The organism is Marinobacter sp. ST-43 (genome assembly GCF_030541085.1).
In the GTDB taxonomy this organism is placed as follows: Bacteria; Pseudomonadota; Gammaproteobacteria; order Pseudomonadales; family Oleiphilaceae; genus Marinobacter; species Marinobacter nauticus.
In genome coordinates, this window is sequence record NZ_JASSVO010000024.1 from 1 (window position 1) to 16,528 (window position 16,528).

Below are 16,528 nucleotides of genomic sequence, written 5' to 3' on the forward strand. Positions count from 1 at the left end.
ATGGGGAAATCAGGCAGCCTGCCAGGGTGGCAGCTTTGCCGTGGAATCAGTGGCAGCTTTCGCGTGGAATGGGTGGCAGGCTTCGTCTGGAATCAGTGGCAACCTTGGTCTGGAATACGCAACAAGGAGGGGCGGAATCGATCGTTCATGGTTGTTTCCTTTTATCGATTAATGATTCCTGCAATCGACGGACACGCGTTAACCGGTTGTGGCATCGGTGCCTATCTCCAACACATTGTTATCAAGATATTGATGTGGTGGAATAATCAGGTTGGTGGGTGCCCGCAAAAAGTCGTTGCCGGAGCGATACCGCTCAAATCGCTCCTCGGCAATGGTAATGGTTTGTATCAGTGCCTTGCCGCCGGGTCTCAGATAATCGTGTACATCCTTCATGTAAGTGGGCCAATAGGTCTCGCCCACGTGTTCAAACATCCCGATTGATACCACGAAATCAAACGGACCCGACAGTTCCCGATAGTCCTGTAAACGCACCTCGGTATTTCCCTCCAGTCCGGCGGACCGGAGTCGTTGGCGGGCACAATCCGCCTGTTCGCTGGACAAGGTTGCCCCGGTTACATGGCACCCGTGTGCAGTTGCCACTTCCATAAAACCGCCCCAGCCACAGCCTATTTCCAGGATGCGGCTTCCCCGTTCCGGTGCCAGTCGCTGAAGGATCCGCTCATATTTCGCTTGCTGTGCCTCGTAAAGCGAGAGGGACTCGTTGCCACCAAACAGGGCGCAGGAGTAGGTCATGCTCTTATCCAGCCATAGCTGATAAAAATCGTTGCCTAAGTCGTAGTGCTCATGGACGTTTTCACGGCTGCGCTTAACCGTATTGGAAAACAACCGATGCTTGAACCAATGCCATAACCTGAGCCCCACGCTGGAGCGTAAAGCGCGGTCAAAAACGACTATGTTCACCGTGACAAGGCGCATTAGGGCAAGCAAATTGGGCGTGGACCATTTGCCTGCCATGTAGTCTTCTCCCAGTCCCACATCACCGTGGGTGATCAGACGATCAATGACATGCCACTGCAGGATTGTCATTTCTGCATGTACACCGTCTTGCTTCCCTTCATGGCACGTCTTTTCTCCATCTGGCCATGTAAGTGATAACGAGCCGAACTGAAGAGATCTCAGCGCCTTTCGAAAAAGATTGAGCTGAATGATGCTGCTTTTCCCCGCAGGCCTTTTTTGAGGCTCAAGGTGCATGCTTGCCGAGAAAGATTCGTTGCTCATGCCTTTCTCTCCTCAGAGTGTTCCTAGAAAACATGTGTCCAGTAAATTCAGTAACCGGCAAGTGCATGCGTCATCAATTTTAGGACATTGTTTCTAATTTGATCGAGATCAAGGTGTGCTCTGTTTCGGTCCGGTAATTCAGTTTGAATTCAGGCAGATGTGGTTAACTTGCGTCAGGAAATGCCATGCCCGGGCCTGAAGCAATGCAAAGGCAGCTGGTACAGCAGCAGGCTGGAGAGGTCTTTATGGAATGGTTGGCGGAAAACTGGTTCTCGGTGCTTATTGGCATCGTTTTCGTGGGCATGCATATGTTCGGTCACGGAGGACATGGTGGTCACGGCGGGGGCGGGCATGGTGGACATAGTGCGCCGGACAAGTCGGAAAACGACCCGGACAGACGTTCTGGCCATCGGCATTAACGGAGGACGGAACATGCTTGACACAAGACTGGTTACCTGGGCGTTGGGCCTCTTTGCGGCGGTCACCTTCATCGTTTGCGTGATCTATGGACTGGTGACGCCGCAAAGCCTGCACATGCACACGTTTCTCGAGCAGGTGCTGCCGGCGTTCAAGTGGCTGACCTGGTGGGGATTTCTGCTCGGATTGATTGAGAGTTTTCTATATGGCGCTTATGTCGGGCTGGTGTTCTGCCCGATCTTCAATTGGCTTCATCGCCATCTCGGTGTCGGGCGCGCGTCGGGCTGACGAAAGCTCCGGTCTGCAAATAAGGAAAGGGAAACAAGGAATGAAAAATACCGTTGTGGAGATCCGCGGCTTGCTATCGGCACTGAGTGCCCGGGGCGTAGAGAAACAGCTATTGAGATTGCCCGGCGTCAAGAAGGCCGAGGTCAACTATGTGGCCGGCAGCGCGACCGTCACCTATGATGAGGCGACGGTGGACCTTGAGGCTATCAAGGCCCGGATACACGAGTGCGGCTATCACTGTTCCGGAGAACAGTTGCCCAGGCACGTTTGCGACCCGGGGGACCCGCCGACCGAAGCCGGGGCTGTGTCCACGCCCGTCCACGATGGCCATGCCTCCCACACCGGCCACGACGATACGGCGCATCCTGCTGAACACGGCGAACATACTGGCGCAAAGGACGAGATGGCTCACGAGATGGGCCACGGCGGCAGCATGGACATGCAGGCAATGGTGCGCGACATGCGCAACCGTTTCTGGGTCTGCCTGATCTTCAGCCTCCCGATTTTCATTTATTCGCCCATGGGTGGGATGTTCGAACCACCGGTGCCACCCTTCGGACTGCGGCTAGACCTGTGGTTGCTATTACTGGCAAGCATCGCCGTGCTCTGGCCAAGCTGGCCGTTCTTTGTTGCCGCCTGGCGCGCGCTGAAAAACGGCGTGCTCAACATGGCTGTGCTGGTCGTTCTCTCGGTGGGTACTGGCTACCTGTTCAGCGTCGGTTCCACGCTCTTTTTCCCGGGTGTGCAGTTTTTCGAGGCGGTGGCGGTGCTGCTGGTGTTCATCCTGCTCGGCCATTGGCTGGAGATGCGCGCCCGTGCCGGTGCCTCCGACGCCATCCGCTCGCTGATGGATCTCGCGCCGCCCAAGGCCACGGTGTTGCGTGATGGCCAGGAACGGGAGGTTCCCACCGCTGAGGTTCTGAAGGACGACATCGTCGTGATCCGCCCCGGCAATAAGATTCCGGTGGACGGCGAGGTTCTAGAGGGCGAGTCCCAGGTGGATGAGTCCATGCTCACTGGCGAGTCCATGCCGGTGGAAAAAAAGCCCGGCGATAAGGTGATCGGCGCCACCATTAACAAGAGCGGCAGCTTCAGGTATCGCGCCACCAAGGTAGGTTCCGACACCGCGTTAGCGCAGATCGTCAAGCTGGTGCAGGAGGCGCAGAACTCCAAGGCCCCGGCGCAGCTGCTGGCGGACAAAGCGTCACAGTGGCTGGTGGTGATTGCCATCGTAATCGGCCTGCTCACCTTCGCCGTCTGGTTCTGGTGGATCGGCCAAAGCCTGCTGCTTGCCGTGACCCTGACTATCACCGTGTTCGTGATCGCCTGTCCGGACGCCCTGGGCCTTGCAACGCCCATGGCGGTGATGGTGGGCACCGGCCTCGGCGCCAGGAACGGCATCTTGTTCAAGAATGCCTCTGCACTTGAGGATGCCACCCGGCTGGATATTGTGGTCTTCGACAAGACCGGCACCCTGACCATGGGCGAGCCGCAGGTGGTCGAGGTGGTCGTGGTGGCGGGCAGCACCGAGGAGGCGGTCCTCGCACTGGCGGGGACGGTGGAGCAGGGCTCGGACCATCCTCTGGCCAAGGCGATACAAAGTAAGGCCGAAGGCTTGCAGCTCGATCCGCTGACCGGCTTCACCAACATCGAGGGCAAGGGCGCGCGGGCGGAGATTGGCAGCAAGACCGTGCTGCTCGGCAACCGCCGGCTGATGGACGAAGAGAAGGTCGACATGGCGAGCCTGAAGGACGAGGCCGCGCGTCTGCAGAGCGCGGGGCAGACCGTGGTGCACGTCGCCCAGGACGGGAAGCTGGTCGGCCTTATCGCCATTGCCGATGCGCCTCGCCCCACCGCTGCGGCGATGGTCAAGAAAATGCGGGAACGCGGGGTGGAGGTGGCGATGCTCACCGGCGACAACCAGGCCACCGCCGAGCGCATCGCCCGGGAGCTGGGCATCGGCACTGTGATCGCCGATGTACTGCCGGGGCAGAAGGCGGACAAGATCAAGGAGCTCCAGGCTCAGGGCAAGAAGGTTGGCATGGTGGGCGACGGTGTCAATGACGCCCCGGCACTGACCCAGGCGGAGGTGGGTTTCGCCATCGGTGCCGGCACCGATGTGGCCATTGAGAGCGCTGACGTGGTGCTGATGAAGAGCGACCCCTACGATGTGCTGGGAGCCATCGAGCTGTCGCGCGCTACCCTGCGCAAGATGCACCAGAACCTGTTCTGGGCGGTGGGCTATAACGTCATCGCCTTTCCCGCGGCGGCAGGCGTGTTCTATCCGTTGGTGATAAGCCCCGAGGTGGCGGCGCTCGCAATGTCTGGAAGCTCCGCTCTTGTTGCGGTAAATGCACTCCTGCTAAAGCGAACCCGACTGGACGGCTTAGGGTAGACGAACACTTCCAATTGGAAAAATTGATGTTCATCAAGCCCACGCTATTGAGCGACTCTTTTTGCATCTTTTGTTGGGGTTTTTCAGTGTGAATTCAGGCTTATGAGTTTAAGTGGTAGGTAATTGCTGTTTGCTGACATGATTAATGACAACAAGGGGGAACGGGTAAATGGACATCAAAACCTTTGGAGAACTTATTAGCTGGACACGGGATTTGCATGCTCATCTTGCAAGATGCCTGTCCGACTGCGCCACTAAGAATGAAGAAGAGCGAGCACAAGCGTTGCTGGACTATTTGGCGACCCATGAATCGGAAATGGAACGTATTGTGAACGAGTTCAAGTCGCAGGGCGATTCCAAAGCGTTGGAGACAACGGTCTACGACTACCTGTCTCACCATCCCATTAAGACCCACAGAACCTGCGATGAGCCCTACGCACAGCTGGATTTTGAGGGCATATGCAGAGAAGTATTCGATTTCCATGATCAGATAGAGGACCTTTATCGTACCATGGCCGACAAAGCCGAAATTCCCGAGGCGAAAGAATTACTGCAGTCGTTGCTAACCATGGAAGAGAACGAAGCTATGCGATTGGCCAGGCAGATAGGGCGTATGAACGACCTCTGATCAGAACACTGAAATTATTCTTCAACGCAGAAAAGGATGTTGATACATGGTGGCGTCTTCCAGTCAGTTACGGGTTTTCAAGATGGGTATCAATACTCATCAGGAGCCTGTCGTCTACATGCGTGATGATTGTGATGTGTGCCTTTCAGAAGGATTCTCCGCCAGTTCCAGGGTGGGAATTTCCTCACAGGGACGATCCATCATCGCAACTCTCAATATTTCGTCTGATGAAACGGTTCCCAAAGGGTATGCGGGGCTTTCAGATATCGCCATAGAGCGGCTCGGGGTGGCTCAGTCTGACCTGGTTTCAGTACATCATGCGCCCTATATCGAATCCTTGAGTCTGGTTCGTCGGAAAGTATTCGGACACAGCTTGCTTCCGGCTGAGATGGCTCGCATTGTCTCCGATATCTCCGCACACAAATACAGCGATGTCGAAATAGCCTGTTTCCTGAGCGCTTGTGCGGGTGGCAGATTAGGTTTCGATGAGATTGTTGCTTTGACCCAGGCGATGGTGAATTGCGGACAACAGCTCGATTGGCCAGGCGTGGATCGTGTGTTCGACAAACACTGTGTTGGAGGCCTGCCGGGCAACCGGACCACGCCGCTGGTTGTGTCGATCGTCAGCGCAGCAGGCTTAGTAATGCCTAAAACCTCCTCCCGTGCCATCACCTCACCGGCGGGAACAGCGGACACCATGGAAGCGCTGACCAATGTGAGGCTTGGGCTGAACGAGATTCGCCGTGTGGTCAGAGAAACCGGTGCCTGTCTCGCCTGGGGTGGGGCGATGAACCTCAGCCCGGCTGATGACCTGTTGATTCGCATCGAGAGAGCGCTGGACCTTGATGGTGAGGGCCAGCTCGTGGCCTCGGTGCTGTCCAAGAAGATTGCTGCCGGTTCCACCCATGCGGTGATTGACATTCCGGTGGGGGAGACGGCCAAGGTTCGAACGCCCGGCGATGCCGACCGGCTGGCCTCTCTTTTCACAAGCGTTGGGGCGGCCTGTGGGCTGAAGGTACGCTGCATCGCGACAGACGGCAGCAAGCCGGTTGGTGCAGGGATCGGGCCGACAGAGGAGGCCCGTGATGTTTTGGCCGTGTTGCAGGGAAAGCGGGGTGCGCCGGAGGATCTACGGAGCCGCGCCATCTTGCTGGCTGGCCATTTATTCGATCTGGCCGATGGTCTTGGCGTGAAAGAGGGGATGATCAAAGCAGAGCGATTACTTCAAGACGGCTCTGCCTGGGAGCAGTTCAAGCGCATAACAAAGGCTCAGGGGGGACTGAAGAGCTTAGGTGAAGCCCGTTTTCGGCGTCCAGTTCTGTCCTCGGAATCCGGAACAATCGTGTCTATCGACAACCGTCGGCTTGCCCGTGTCGCCAAGCTGGCAGGAGCGCCTGCCAGTTCTACCGCAGGACTACGGCTGCTGGTGAACGTCGGCGATATCGTCATTAAGGGAGAGCCTCTCTATGAGTTACTCAGTGACAGTCCGGGACAGCAGGATTATGCGCTGGCGTTTAACGATATGGGGCCGGCAATCTTCACTGTAAAGCGAGAGGAATGATTGTGGACATTATTGAAAAAAATGTGCTGTTTAGCCTCACCCCGCACCCATTACAGGAGAAGCTTTGTGATCAGCTTAACTTGGAGCCGGGAAGTTTGCAGGTGCGGAGGTTCCCTGATGGTGAGTCCTACTTACGTGTGCTCACATCAGTCAAAGGTGCGAACTGCGTAATATTGGCCGACCTAACGCATCCAGACACCAAATACCTTGCTCTCCTGTTTCTCTTTGAAACTCTCCGGGAACTCGGTGCCAGGTCGATTGGGTTGGTGGCGCCCTATCTTTGCTATATGCGCCAGGATCGACGCTTCGAAGAAGGGGAGGCGGTCACTTCCAGGGTGTTTGCCCAGTCTTTGTCTTTACATATCGACTGGCTGATCACCGTTGATCCACATTTGCACAGGTACCAGTCTCTTGACGAAATCTACAGCATACCCACGCAAGTTGTTCAGGGAGCACCGGCGCTGGCGGATTGGCTACGGGGGCAAAACGGTCTGTTGCTGGTAGGTCCGGACGCGGAAAGTGAGCAATGGGTATCAAGTATCGCGCAGGCCAGTAACCATCCTTATGTCATTGGCACCAAGCAGCGTCTGGGTGACCGGCGCGTTGAAGTCACCTTGCCGGATATCTCGGCGTATAACGGCCGGAAAGCCGTCATCATTGATGACGTTATTTCCAGCGGACGCACCATTGGCGAGTGTGTCAGGGCACTTAAGGCGCAAGGCACGGAGGCCATCCTGTGTGCGGCGGTGCATGGCATTTTTGCGGAGGCCTCGGACACCTACCTTCTGGGTACCGGCCTGCAGACGCTGGTGACCACCAACACGGTTCCACACAGCAGCAATGAGATCGATGTCAGCGAATTGCTGGTGCCGCCGGTCAGGCATTTTCTCAATCAGGTGGAGGGTGAGCGCCGATGAACATTACATTTCTGGGTGGCACGGAAACCGTGACCGGCTCCAAGTTCCTGGTTGAAACCGGCCAGACACGTGTATTGGTCGATTGCGGCCTGTTTCAGGGGTACAAGTGGCTGAGAAAGCGCAACCGGCAACCGTTGCCGCTCGATATTGCCTCGCTGGATGCCGTGCTTCTGACCCATGCCCATCTGGATCATTCAGGCTACATCCCCGTGTTGTACAAGCAGGGCTTCCGGGGGGCGGTTTATACCCATCATGCCACCCGAGAGCTATGCAGCATATTGCTGGCCGATAGCGGCCATCTTCAGGAAGAGGAGGCACATTACCTCGGCCGCCATAAGCTGAGCAGGCATGAGAATCCGGAGCCCCTGTATGATCAGGAGGATGCAGAAGCCTGCATGGAGCTGTTTCAGTCGGTGGACTTTCACCAAGTGATCCAGCTCGGTGATATACGCTTTCATCTGCGACCGGTCGGGCACATTCTCGGGGCGGCCTGTGTCATCATCGAGGCGGAAGGTAAACGCGTCGGTTTTTCCGGCGATGTGGGCCGCCTCAATGATATTTTCATGAGGCCACCTGCGCCTCTGCCAGCTCTGGACATGCTGTTGCTGGAGTCAACGTATGGCAATCGTCGCCACGACGATGCGGACCCGTTGTCGCAGTTGGCAGACATCGTTAATGAAACCGTCGACAAAGGGGGCAATATACTGATTCCGGCCTTTGCCGTGGGCAGAGCGCAGGTCTTGCAGCATATGCTCACCGACCTGATGAAGGCGGGACGAATTCCAAGGTTGCCAGTTTATCTGGATAGCCCCATGGCGATTGATGTTTCTGAGATTTACTGCCGCTACGAAGATCAGCATCGGTTGAGCAGTTCAGAATGCCACGAAATGTGCAGCACCGTTCACTATAGCCGCAGCGCCCAAGACTCCAAGGCGCTGGCTGACCAGGCCTACCCGCACGTAATTATTGCAGGCAGCGGTATGGCAACGGGCGGTCGCATTCTTCATCACTTCAAACGTCTCCTCGGCCAGCACCGTACAACCGTTATCTTTGCCGGTTATCAGGCAGGGGGGACACGAGGCGCTAAAATGGTTGATGGAGCGGAAAGGATCAAGATCCACGGCGACTGGATTCCGGTCAAGGCCCGGCTGGAGGTGTTGAGTGGGCTTTCCGGACATGGAGATTTCACAGAGATTGAACAGTGGCTGGCTCAAAGTGACTTAGCCCCCGAAACGCCGATCAACCTGATTCATGGAGACCCTGATGCGCTGGAGGCCATGAAGGATCACTTGCGTCAGAACACCCGGTTTGAGGTGGATGTGGCAGGCTACCAATCCATTTTGCGTCTTTGACGATGCCCTGACGGCCATCTTCGAGGGCGACCTGAATGAGCCGCTTAAGATCCGGCAACGACCTTGGTCTCGGCGGCTGCCGTGTGCTAGAGTGGGCGATCTCATTGGCTGGAGTGAGAGGCAGTGGCCCTGATCCCGGCTCCAACCTGAACAGTAATGTCATAAGGAGTGTTTGGTGAAATCCCAATCCTGGCTCTGGTCTCTGATAGCGGTGTTGGTGCTCGCCGGCGGTTCTTATGGGGTTTTTGTTCTGTTTGGGGAAGAGCCCTTGCCGCAGGGAATCGTCTATGGCAATGGCCATATCGAGGGGCGGGAAGTGCGGATCGCGGCCGAAGTGGCCGGTCGGGTCATCGAGCACCATCTCGCGGAAGGCAGCAAGGTTTCGGCTGGCGACACGGTAGCCGTGATCGACCCCGCCGATGCCAGAGACCGCCTGCGCTCGGCACAGGCCGAGCTGGCCTCGGCGCGGGAAGTCCGTGACGGCTTCGACAGCCAAATCACCACCTGGCGTCATCATCTCAAGAATGCCGAGAAACAACGGCAGCGGATCCGGGACTTGCGGTCCCGCAATCTGGCCAGCTCGAGTGATCTGGATCAGGCGGAAAATGCCGTCAGTGAGGCCCGGGGCCGACTTGAGTCTCTCCAGCGGCAGAAGGATGCCGCCGAAGAACAGGTGGCTGCAAGGGCGGCGCAGGTGGCACTGGCTGAATCGCAACTGGACAAAGCGGAGGTTGCCGCGCCGCTCTCCGGAACCATCCTGATCCGGGCGGTGGAGACGGGAGAGGTTGTCGATACCGGCCAGCCGCTGGCCACGATGGTGAATCTGCAGCAGCTCGAACTCAAGGTCTATGTCCCCGGTGATATCCTCAACCGGATCAGCTTGGGGGATCCCGCCAGAATCCGCGTGGACGGTTTGCCCGGGGACTTTTCCGCCAAAGTCGGCAGGATTGACGATTTCGCCCAGTTCACCCCCCGCGATGTCCACATGCCCGACGAGAGAGTTCGGATGGTCTATGGCGTTACCCTGGTGCTGGATAATCCGGCCGATGCTCTGAAACCGGGTATGCCGGCAGATGCCTGGATTCGCTGGGATCCGGGCGCCGAGTGGCCAGCGACCCTCTCGGTTCCGGCGCGCTGAGCCGTCATGTCTTCCCCGGAACCCATCGTCGCCAAAGGCCTTGGCCGCCAATTCGGAGACAATGTTGTCATCGAGCCACTGGATGTTTCCGTTGATCGCGGCCAACGAGTGGGCATTGTCGGTGCTGATGGCGCTGGCAAGACGACGCTGTTACAGATGTTGGCTGGCATCCTGGACCCCACTGTGGGGGAATGCCGGGTCCTGGGCTTCGATACCCGTCGTGAGGCCAAGCAGGTTGCTGCCAAGATTGGCTATATGTCCCAGGGATTTACGCTTTACGATCGACTCAGCGTCAAGGAAAACCTGAGCTTTGCCGCTCGCATCCGGGATGTGCCCGACGAACTCTATCGGGAGCGTTCAGAAAGGTTGCTATCCATGTCGGGGCTTGGCCGCTTTACTGACAGGCCCGCCGCCAAACTGTCCGGTGGCATGCAGAAAAAGTTGTCGCTATGTACCAATCTGGTCCATGAACCGGAGCTGCTGATCCTTGACGAACCGGGGCTCGGCGTCGACCCCCTGTCCCGGCGCCATCTCTGGACCATGCTCGACCGCTTCCGGTCGCAGGGCCTGACCATGGTTGTGGCTACCTCCTACATGGACGAGGCGGAGCGCTGCGACAGGATACTGCTGCTGGAACAGGGCCGCGTTCTTGCGGATGGGTCGCTGGAAGAGCTGCTGAGGCCCGCCGCCGGAAGGGTGTTCACTGTAAATGCTGGAGATACCGGACGAGGCTTGCGGGAGTTGTCCGGCATCCTGGCTCAAATTGACAGCGTCCATTCAGTGCAGTGGTTGCCGGATCACCTGCGACTGGTGATGAACGCGGACATCGCTGAAAACCAGCTCGCCGAGTTATTGCCCGAGGGAACCCACCTGGCGGCGGCCGAGCCCCGGCTCGAGGATCTGTTTGTGCTGCGGACGGACAGGAGGGCCGGCGAGCAGCAGTTTCCGGAATTGGCCCGGCAAGACAGGGGAAAAGAGGAAGGGCTGGTGGCCACCGGCCTGAGCGTCCGCTTCGGACATTTCAAGGCCGTTGACCGGGTGAGTTTCGAGGCGCCATCTGGCGAACTGCTTGCGTTGCTGGGGCCCAACGGGGCGGGCAAGACAACCCTGATCAGGGCCTTGTGCGGGCTGGTGGCCATCGATGAGGGCAACGCCCGGGTGGCCGGGGTGAGCTCCGGCGGGGGTAGCACCGCATTGCGCCGGCAAATTGGTTATATGTCACAACGGTTTTCACTCTATCTGGAACTGACCCCCTGGGAGAATCTCCGCTTCTTTGCCAATGCCTACGGCCTGGCCGGAGGCGCGGCGCGGGCTGCGATCGACTGGGCCAGGGAAGTAACGGGGCTGACAGATATTCCCGACAAGCTCACCGGTGATCTTTCAAGTGCCTTGCGCCAGCGTCTGGCGCTGGCCTGCAGCCTGCTTCACCGGCCCCGGGTCTTGTTCCTTGATGAGCCCACCTCGGGTGTCGATCCCGTCGCCCGGTACCGTTTCTGGCGGGTTATCCGTGAGCTGGCCGCCAGCGGTATGACCGTGCTGGTCACTACCCACTACCTGGAGGAAGCGGCCTATTGTGATCGTTTGGCGTTAATGCTGGACGGGCGGCTGCTTGCACACGGTAGCCGATCATCGCTGAATCATTCGCTCGGCCTCGAAGCCGACGCCACGGTGGAGATGCTCTTCACGGCGGCCATAGAACAGGCGGGAACGGCCAATTCCCGGGCGTTGGGACCATGAAGGCTCATCGGCTTGGAGCCCTCATCGTCAAGGAAAGTCGCGAGCTGATTCGCGACCCGGTTACCATTGCGTTGGCCGTGATCATGCCGCTGATCATGCTTTTTCTGTTCGGCTATGCGGTCAATCTGGATGTGGAACAGGTTGCCGTGGGCATTTACGATCTGGACAACACGCCGGCAAGCCGCGACCTGTCAGCCCGTTTCGACAGCTCGCGGTATTTTCAATTAGAGCAGAAAACGACCGATCTCCGCGATCTGGAGTCGGCACTGCAAAGCTCGACCATCAGCATGGGCGTGGTGATTCCAGCCGGCTTGGCCCGGCAACTGCTCAGAGGCGACGAGGCGCCTGTCCAGGTGATCGTGGACGGAGGCTATCCTGTTCTGGGTCGATTGGCATCGGCCTATGCCGAGGCGGTAATCGCAAATTTCCCCGCCCCGCGTCAGAGCGCCGTCCGGGTCCAGGCCAGGGTCTGGTTCAATCCCTCCCTGCGCAGCGTCAATTTCGTCATCCCCGGGTTATTTGCCGTGATCCTGATGGCGTTCCCACCCCTGCTGACCGCCCTGGCGATCGTGCGTGAGAAAGAGACCGGTACGATTGAGCAGATCTATGCATCGCCGGTCACCTCAACCGAGTTTGTTGTCGGCAAGCTGGTGCCCTACGGTCTGGTGGCTTTCCTGGAGATTCTTATGGTCATGGTGGTGGGGTTTGCCTGGTTTCAGGTCCCCATTGCCGGCAGCCCGATACTGCTGCTGACGTCCGCTTTCGTTTATGTGCTGACCACGGTGGGTATCGGCCTGTTGGTCTCATCCCTGGTCCGTACCCAGTTGGCGGCCATGTTGATAACGCTGATTGTCACCTTGATGCCGTCGTTTTTGTTTTCCGGTTTTCTGTTCCCTCTGTTCACCATGCCTCTTGCCCTGCAACTGTATAGCTGGCTTTTCCCTGCCGGTTATTTTATGGAAATCTCCCGGGGCATCGTACTGAAATCAGCCGGCCTTGAAGCCGTTCTGCCAAATCTGATGATGTTGATCGTCTATACGGTCCTGGTATTTGTCTTCGCGGCCTGGCGAATGAAGCAGAAGGTGGCCTGATGGGAATTGCCTTATTTGGTTTGTTGCGCAAGGAGCTCGTGCAGTTCTTTCGTGACCGGTTGATACTGACCCTGATACTTTGGCTTTACACCATTGAAGTCGTCATCTGTGCCGTTGCGCTCAGTTTTGATGTAAGCCACCTGCCCCTGGCGGTGGTGGACGAGGATCGCAGCGCCTTGAGTCGCTCGTTGATCCAGAAATTTGCGGTGAGCGAAACCTTCGACCTGAAATTTCAGGAAACCCGTGTGGCAACCGCCACTGACCTCCTGGAGAAAGGTGATGCCACCATGGTGTTGGTCGTTCCCGCCGGGTTCGAAGGTGCTCTTCTCGCTGGCAAGAGTGCTCAGCTCCAGTTGCTCCAGGACGGCACCAATTCCAACATTGCCGCCAATGCCGTCAATGATGCTCTGCAGATCGTCCAGCGCCAGGAGCGCGAAGCGCTCCCTGCTGCCGGGAAGAAGGGGGTCGCGGTACCCCTGATCCGTATCTGGTATAACCCCGATCTGACAACATCGGGTTTTATCGTGTTATCGATGATTGCTCTGGCCGGTATGATGGTGGGCGTTATTCACCCGGCCGCCTCTATTGTCCGGGAAAAGGAGCGAGGCACTATCGAGCAGCTGCTGGTGACGCCCATTTCCACCCTGGAACTGTTCCTGGCCAAGGTCACACCCACGCTGATCATGGGCGTACTGTCCATCTTTCCGAGTTTGGTGATTGTCAGAGTCTTTGATGTGCCCCTTCAGGGCAGTCTGCTTTTATTTCTGGTGCTGACCGCCATCTTTTTGCTCAGTGCGATTGCGCTGGGCGTACTGATTGCCGCCTACAGCCGGACCCTTCAGCAGGCGTTGCTGCTCTCCTTTTTCGGACTTTTCCCGCTGATGTTCCTGTCGGGCAGTTTGACACCGGTAGAAACCATGCCGCCTTTCCTGCAAAGCCTCTCCCTGCTGAGTCCACTGCGTTATTACATGGATATCATCGTCGGTATTTTCCTCAAAGGCGCCGGCCTGGCGGTTCTCTGGGATGAGGCTCTCGCCTTGCTGGTAATCGGTGTCACGCTGTTTATTTTCTCCCTTTGGGTCTTTCGACGCCGGGTACAATGAGATCGGTTGGGTGAGTGCCTGACGTTTGTCGCTACCGAAACGCCGATCAACTTGATTCATGGAGACCCTGATGCGCTGGAGGCCATGAAGGATCACTTGCGTCAGAACACCCGGTTTGAGGTGGATGTGGCAGGCTACCAATCCATTTTGCGTCTTTGATGTGAGACCGGGCAAATACCCGGGGTGATCCGGATATTTACGGCGAGGATTTCTAGTAGGCCACCATTAACGTCAGTAGAGTTATCAGGGAGAGATCATGAACGGCTATTCCATTGAGGATTCACATCGAATCCAGCAGCGTGCTGCCCAATACCGGCAGCGTTACCCCCAGTTTGCCAACTGGGCAAAAGGGCGCGGGGTGATCGAACATACCGATTTGACCCAGGTGCGCGTGTTCGACCTGTGCCAGGAACTCGTTTGTGCCGGGCGTTATGACTCGCTCGACGATGCCCTGATTATTTTCGAGGCTGCAGACACCCTCACCAACGCGGCCATGTGGCTGGTAGCCCACATGACCTATGCCAGCAGAGTGGACCTGTCCGGACAGCCGCTGGCGGCGGATGACTTCAAGGAAAATCCTCAGGGGCATACCGGTGGTTCGCTGAACATGGTGCCTGCCTATCTTGGCTACATTACTGCCAACACACTGGCGGGGCTGACCCGTAGCTGGCTGATGGGGCAGGGGCACTGTGTGGCGGCTATCGAAAGCGTCAACATACTGCTCGGCAATCTGCATCCAGAACAGCAGGCTCGGTACACGCTCGACGAGGTGGGGCTGTCCCGGCTGGTGAGCGACTTTTACAGCTACGCCGTCACTCCGGATGGCACACCGGGGGTTCCCCTGGGCAGTCACGTCAACCCCCACACTGCCGGCGGGCTGATCGAGGGCGGATATCTGGGCTTCGCTGAACTGCAATACACCCACATGCCGCTGCCGGGGGAGCGTCTGGTCGCGTTTCTCAGTGATGGGGCATTTGAGGAGCAGCGGGGCAGCGACTGGGCAAGCCGCTGGTGGCGAGCCGAGGACTGTGGCCTGGTGACCCCGGTGATGATTGCTAACGGGCGCCGCATTGATCAACGGTCAACCATTTTTCTGCAAGGGGGGGCGGACTGGTTCCGGCAGCACCTGGAGCTCAATGGCTTTTACCCCATACTCATTGATGGCCGCGATCCTGCGGCCTTTATCTGGGGCATCTTCGAGGCCGAATCGAGGCTTCAGGCGTGCAGCGAACAGGTCAGCGCCGGCCACATGAGGTACCCTGTAAAGCTCCCCTATCTGATTGCCGAGACGGTCAAAGGCTATGGTTTCTATGGTGCTGGCTCAAACGCGGCGCATGGTACCCCGCTTCCGGCAATACCGAGATTTGATGAGGTCTCGCGCAGGCACTTTAACGAATCCATTGCCCGTTTGTTTGTGCCCGAGATCGAGATTCACGGCGCCCGCGACGTGCTGGCAACTCACCGGGCAGACGATCGGCCTGCGGAAAAGGATCATCCGCTGAGCTGTCGTGACGTCAAGCTGCAAACTGTGCCCGAACCGGTCTGGTTGCAAACGGCGGTATCAGAGTCGCCCATGGTGGCGATTGATCGGCAGTTTGTTGCCCTTGTAAAGGCCAACCCGGCGCTTCGTATTCGCCTGGGGAACCCGGATGAATTGCGTAGTAATCAGATGAACCAGTCGCTTGACCTTCTGAAGCATCGCACCCTGACGCCCGAGCCCGGCCTTGCGGAATCCCTTCACGGCTCGGTAATCACAGCCCTGAATGAGGAGGCCGTTGTCAGCGCCGCTCTGGGTAATAAGGGAGGTATGAATCTGGTGGTGTCCTACGAAGCGTTTGCCATGAAAATGATTGGCGCTCTTCGGCAGGAAATTATTTTTGCGCGACACCAGAAAAGTCTCGGTCGGCCCGCCCGATGGTTATCCGTGCCGGTCATTGCGACGTCGCACCTCTGGGAAAACGGCAAGAACGAGCAGTCTCATCAGGACCCGGCCTTCGGCGAAGTCCTGATGGGAGAAATGAGTGACACTGCCCGCGTTGTCTATCCTCCCGACTGCAATAGTGCTGTGGCGTGCCTTAACGAGTGTTTTCGAACCCAGGGGCAGTTCTGGGCCATGACGGTTCCCAAGGCAAAACTGCCTGCCGTTTTTGACGGCCGTCAGGCTGTGCAATTGCTCCGGGATGGTGCCATCGCTCTTGGTGAAGCCGGTGATGTGCAGTTGATCGCTGTCGGCGCCTATCAACTCCGGGTTTGCCTTGAGGTTGCCGAAGCGCTGGCTCAGAGAGGGCTTTCGAGTGGTGTGGTCTGCCTTCTCGAGCCCGGTCGATTCCGGAGTCCCCGGGATCCAATCGAGTCAGGACATCAGTCTGGTACTTCTTACAGGGCCGAGCTGTTTCCCCACGATACAAAACTCAGAGTGTTCGTCTGCCATATGCGCCCAGAGGCCTTGCTGGGACTCTGCCGTCCTCTCGATCTCGGGCCCGACCGGACGCTGGCGTTTGGCTATGAAAACCATGGTGGCACCCTGGATACATCGGGGCTGCTGCAGGCCAACAAATGTGATGCCCATTCGATAGTGCAGGCGATCCTGTCAAAAAGTGGCTCCTCAGGCGCTGATAAGGCGACATTGTAGCGATGGAGCGCGAGGATCGACTTACAACAG

Annotated in this window: 14 protein-coding genes; 13 read left to right on the plus strand and 1 reads right to left on the minus strand. The window is 57.7% G+C overall.

The window, feature by feature from the left end:
• Positions 1-198 precede the first annotated feature (198 nt).
• Positions 199-1,239 carry a cyclopropane-fatty-acyl-phospholipid synthase family protein gene (locus tag QPL98_RS17625; RefSeq protein ID WP_278350034.1) on the minus strand — a complete coding sequence of 347 codons (1,041 nt, stop codon included), beginning with the start codon at positions 1,237-1,239 and terminating at the stop codon, positions 199-201.
• A gap of 185 nt (positions 1,240-1,424) precedes the next feature.
• Between QPL98_RS17625 and QPL98_RS17630 the strand changes: the two genes are divergently transcribed.
• The 13 genes from QPL98_RS17630 to QPL98_RS17690 all read left to right on the plus strand — a co-directional run bounded on the left by QPL98_RS17630 (position 1,425) and on the right by QPL98_RS17690 (position 16,498).
• Positions 1,425-1,658, plus strand: coding sequence for a DUF2933 domain-containing protein (locus tag QPL98_RS17630; protein ID WP_303293695.1), 234 nt, complete (start codon positions 1,425-1,427; stop codon positions 1,656-1,658).
• A 13-nt stretch (positions 1,659-1,671) separates the two neighbouring features.
• Positions 1,672-1,944, plus strand: coding sequence for a DUF5676 family membrane protein (locus tag QPL98_RS17635; protein WP_091854502.1), 273 nt, complete (start codon positions 1,672-1,674; stop codon positions 1,942-1,944).
• Between the two features lie 40 nt (positions 1,945-1,984).
• A complete protein-coding gene (locus tag QPL98_RS17640) occupies positions 1,985-4,339 on the plus strand; it encodes a cation-translocating P-type ATPase (protein WP_303293696.1) in 2,355 nt (784 codons plus the stop codon).
• A gap of 169 nt (positions 4,340-4,508) precedes the next feature.
• Positions 4,509-4,967 (plus strand): ATPase, encoded by a 459-nt coding sequence (locus QPL98_RS17645; protein WP_303293697.1) that lies wholly within the window; start codon positions 4,509-4,511, stop codon positions 4,965-4,967.
• 46 nt (positions 4,968-5,013) lie between these two features.
• Complete coding sequence (locus tag QPL98_RS17650; RefSeq protein ID WP_303293698.1) at positions 5,014-6,528, plus strand: thymidine phosphorylase family protein; 1,515 nt, start codon at positions 5,014-5,016, stop codon at positions 6,526-6,528.
• Positions 6,525-7,445, plus strand: coding sequence for a ribose-phosphate diphosphokinase (locus QPL98_RS17655; protein ID WP_264995195.1), 921 nt, complete (start codon positions 6,525-6,527; stop codon positions 7,443-7,445). The genes QPL98_RS17650 and QPL98_RS17655 overlap by 4 nt, the downstream gene beginning before the upstream one ends.
• The gene (locus QPL98_RS17660) at positions 7,442-8,797 is read left to right on the plus strand and encodes an MBL fold metallo-hydrolase RNA specificity domain-containing protein (protein WP_303293699.1); all 1,356 of its coding nucleotides are present in this window, start codon (positions 7,442-7,444) and stop codon (positions 8,795-8,797) included. The genes QPL98_RS17655 and QPL98_RS17660 overlap by 4 nt, the downstream gene beginning before the upstream one ends.
• Positions 8,798-8,972: 175 nt before the next feature.
• Positions 8,973-9,935, plus strand: coding sequence for an HlyD family secretion protein (locus tag QPL98_RS17665; protein ID WP_199451730.1), 963 nt, complete (start codon positions 8,973-8,975; stop codon positions 9,933-9,935).
• A 6-nt stretch (positions 9,936-9,941) separates the two neighbouring features.
• A complete protein-coding gene (locus QPL98_RS17670) occupies positions 9,942-11,672 on the plus strand; it encodes an ATP-binding cassette domain-containing protein (RefSeq protein ID WP_199451729.1) in 1,731 nt (576 codons plus the stop codon).
• Complete coding sequence (locus QPL98_RS17675) at positions 11,669-12,763, plus strand: ABC transporter permease (RefSeq protein ID WP_008172528.1); 1,095 nt, start codon at positions 11,669-11,671, stop codon at positions 12,761-12,763. Before QPL98_RS17670 ends, QPL98_RS17675 begins: the two co-directional genes overlap by 4 nt.
• Positions 12,763-13,866 carry an ABC transporter permease gene (locus QPL98_RS17680; protein ID WP_199451728.1) on the plus strand — a complete coding sequence of 368 codons (1,104 nt, stop codon included), beginning with the start codon at positions 12,763-12,765 and terminating at the stop codon, positions 13,864-13,866. The genes QPL98_RS17675 and QPL98_RS17680 overlap by 1 nt, the downstream gene beginning before the upstream one ends.
• A gap of 6 nt (positions 13,867-13,872) precedes the next feature.
• Entirely contained in the window at positions 13,873-14,025 is a 153-nt protein-coding gene (locus QPL98_RS17685; protein WP_175497454.1) for an MBL fold metallo-hydrolase RNA specificity domain-containing protein, read from the plus strand.
• Between the two features lie 97 nt (positions 14,026-14,122).
• Positions 14,123-16,498: a xylulose 5-phosphate 3-epimerase gene (locus QPL98_RS17690; RefSeq protein ID WP_303293700.1), complete on the plus strand. Its 2,376-nt coding sequence runs from the start codon at positions 14,123-14,125 to the stop codon at positions 16,496-16,498.
• Positions 16,499-16,528: the final 30 nt, after the last annotated feature.

Coding starts and splice junctions, on each gene's coding strand:
- QPL98_RS17625 (WP_278350034.1), bottom strand. CDS start 1,239: ATGAGCAACGAATCTTTCTCGGCAAGCATGCACCTTGAGCCTCAAAAA.
- QPL98_RS17630 (WP_303293695.1), top strand. CDS start 1,425: ATGCCCGGGCCTGAAGCAATGCAAAGGCAGCTGGTACAGCAGCAGGCT.
- QPL98_RS17635 (WP_091854502.1), top strand. CDS start 1,672: ATGCTTGACACAAGACTGGTTACCTGGGCGTTGGGCCTCTTTGCGGCG.
- QPL98_RS17640 (WP_303293696.1), top strand. CDS start 1,985: ATGAAAAATACCGTTGTGGAGATCCGCGGCTTGCTATCGGCACTGAGT.
- QPL98_RS17645 (WP_303293697.1), top strand. CDS start 4,509: ATGGACATCAAAACCTTTGGAGAACTTATTAGCTGGACACGGGATTTG.
- QPL98_RS17650 (WP_303293698.1), top strand. CDS start 5,014: ATGGTGGCGTCTTCCAGTCAGTTACGGGTTTTCAAGATGGGTATCAAT.
- QPL98_RS17655 (WP_264995195.1), top strand. CDS start 6,525: ATGATTGTGGACATTATTGAAAAAAATGTGCTGTTTAGCCTCACCCCG.
- QPL98_RS17660 (WP_303293699.1), top strand. CDS start 7,442: ATGAACATTACATTTCTGGGTGGCACGGAAACCGTGACCGGCTCCAAG.
- QPL98_RS17670 (WP_199451729.1), top strand. CDS start 9,942: ATGTCTTCCCCGGAACCCATCGTCGCCAAAGGCCTTGGCCGCCAATTC.
- QPL98_RS17675 (WP_008172528.1), top strand. CDS start 11,669: ATGAAGGCTCATCGGCTTGGAGCCCTCATCGTCAAGGAAAGTCGCGAG.
- QPL98_RS17680 (WP_199451728.1), top strand. CDS start 12,763: ATGGGAATTGCCTTATTTGGTTTGTTGCGCAAGGAGCTCGTGCAGTTC.
- QPL98_RS17690 (WP_303293700.1), top strand. CDS start 14,123: ATGAACGGCTATTCCATTGAGGATTCACATCGAATCCAGCAGCGTGCT.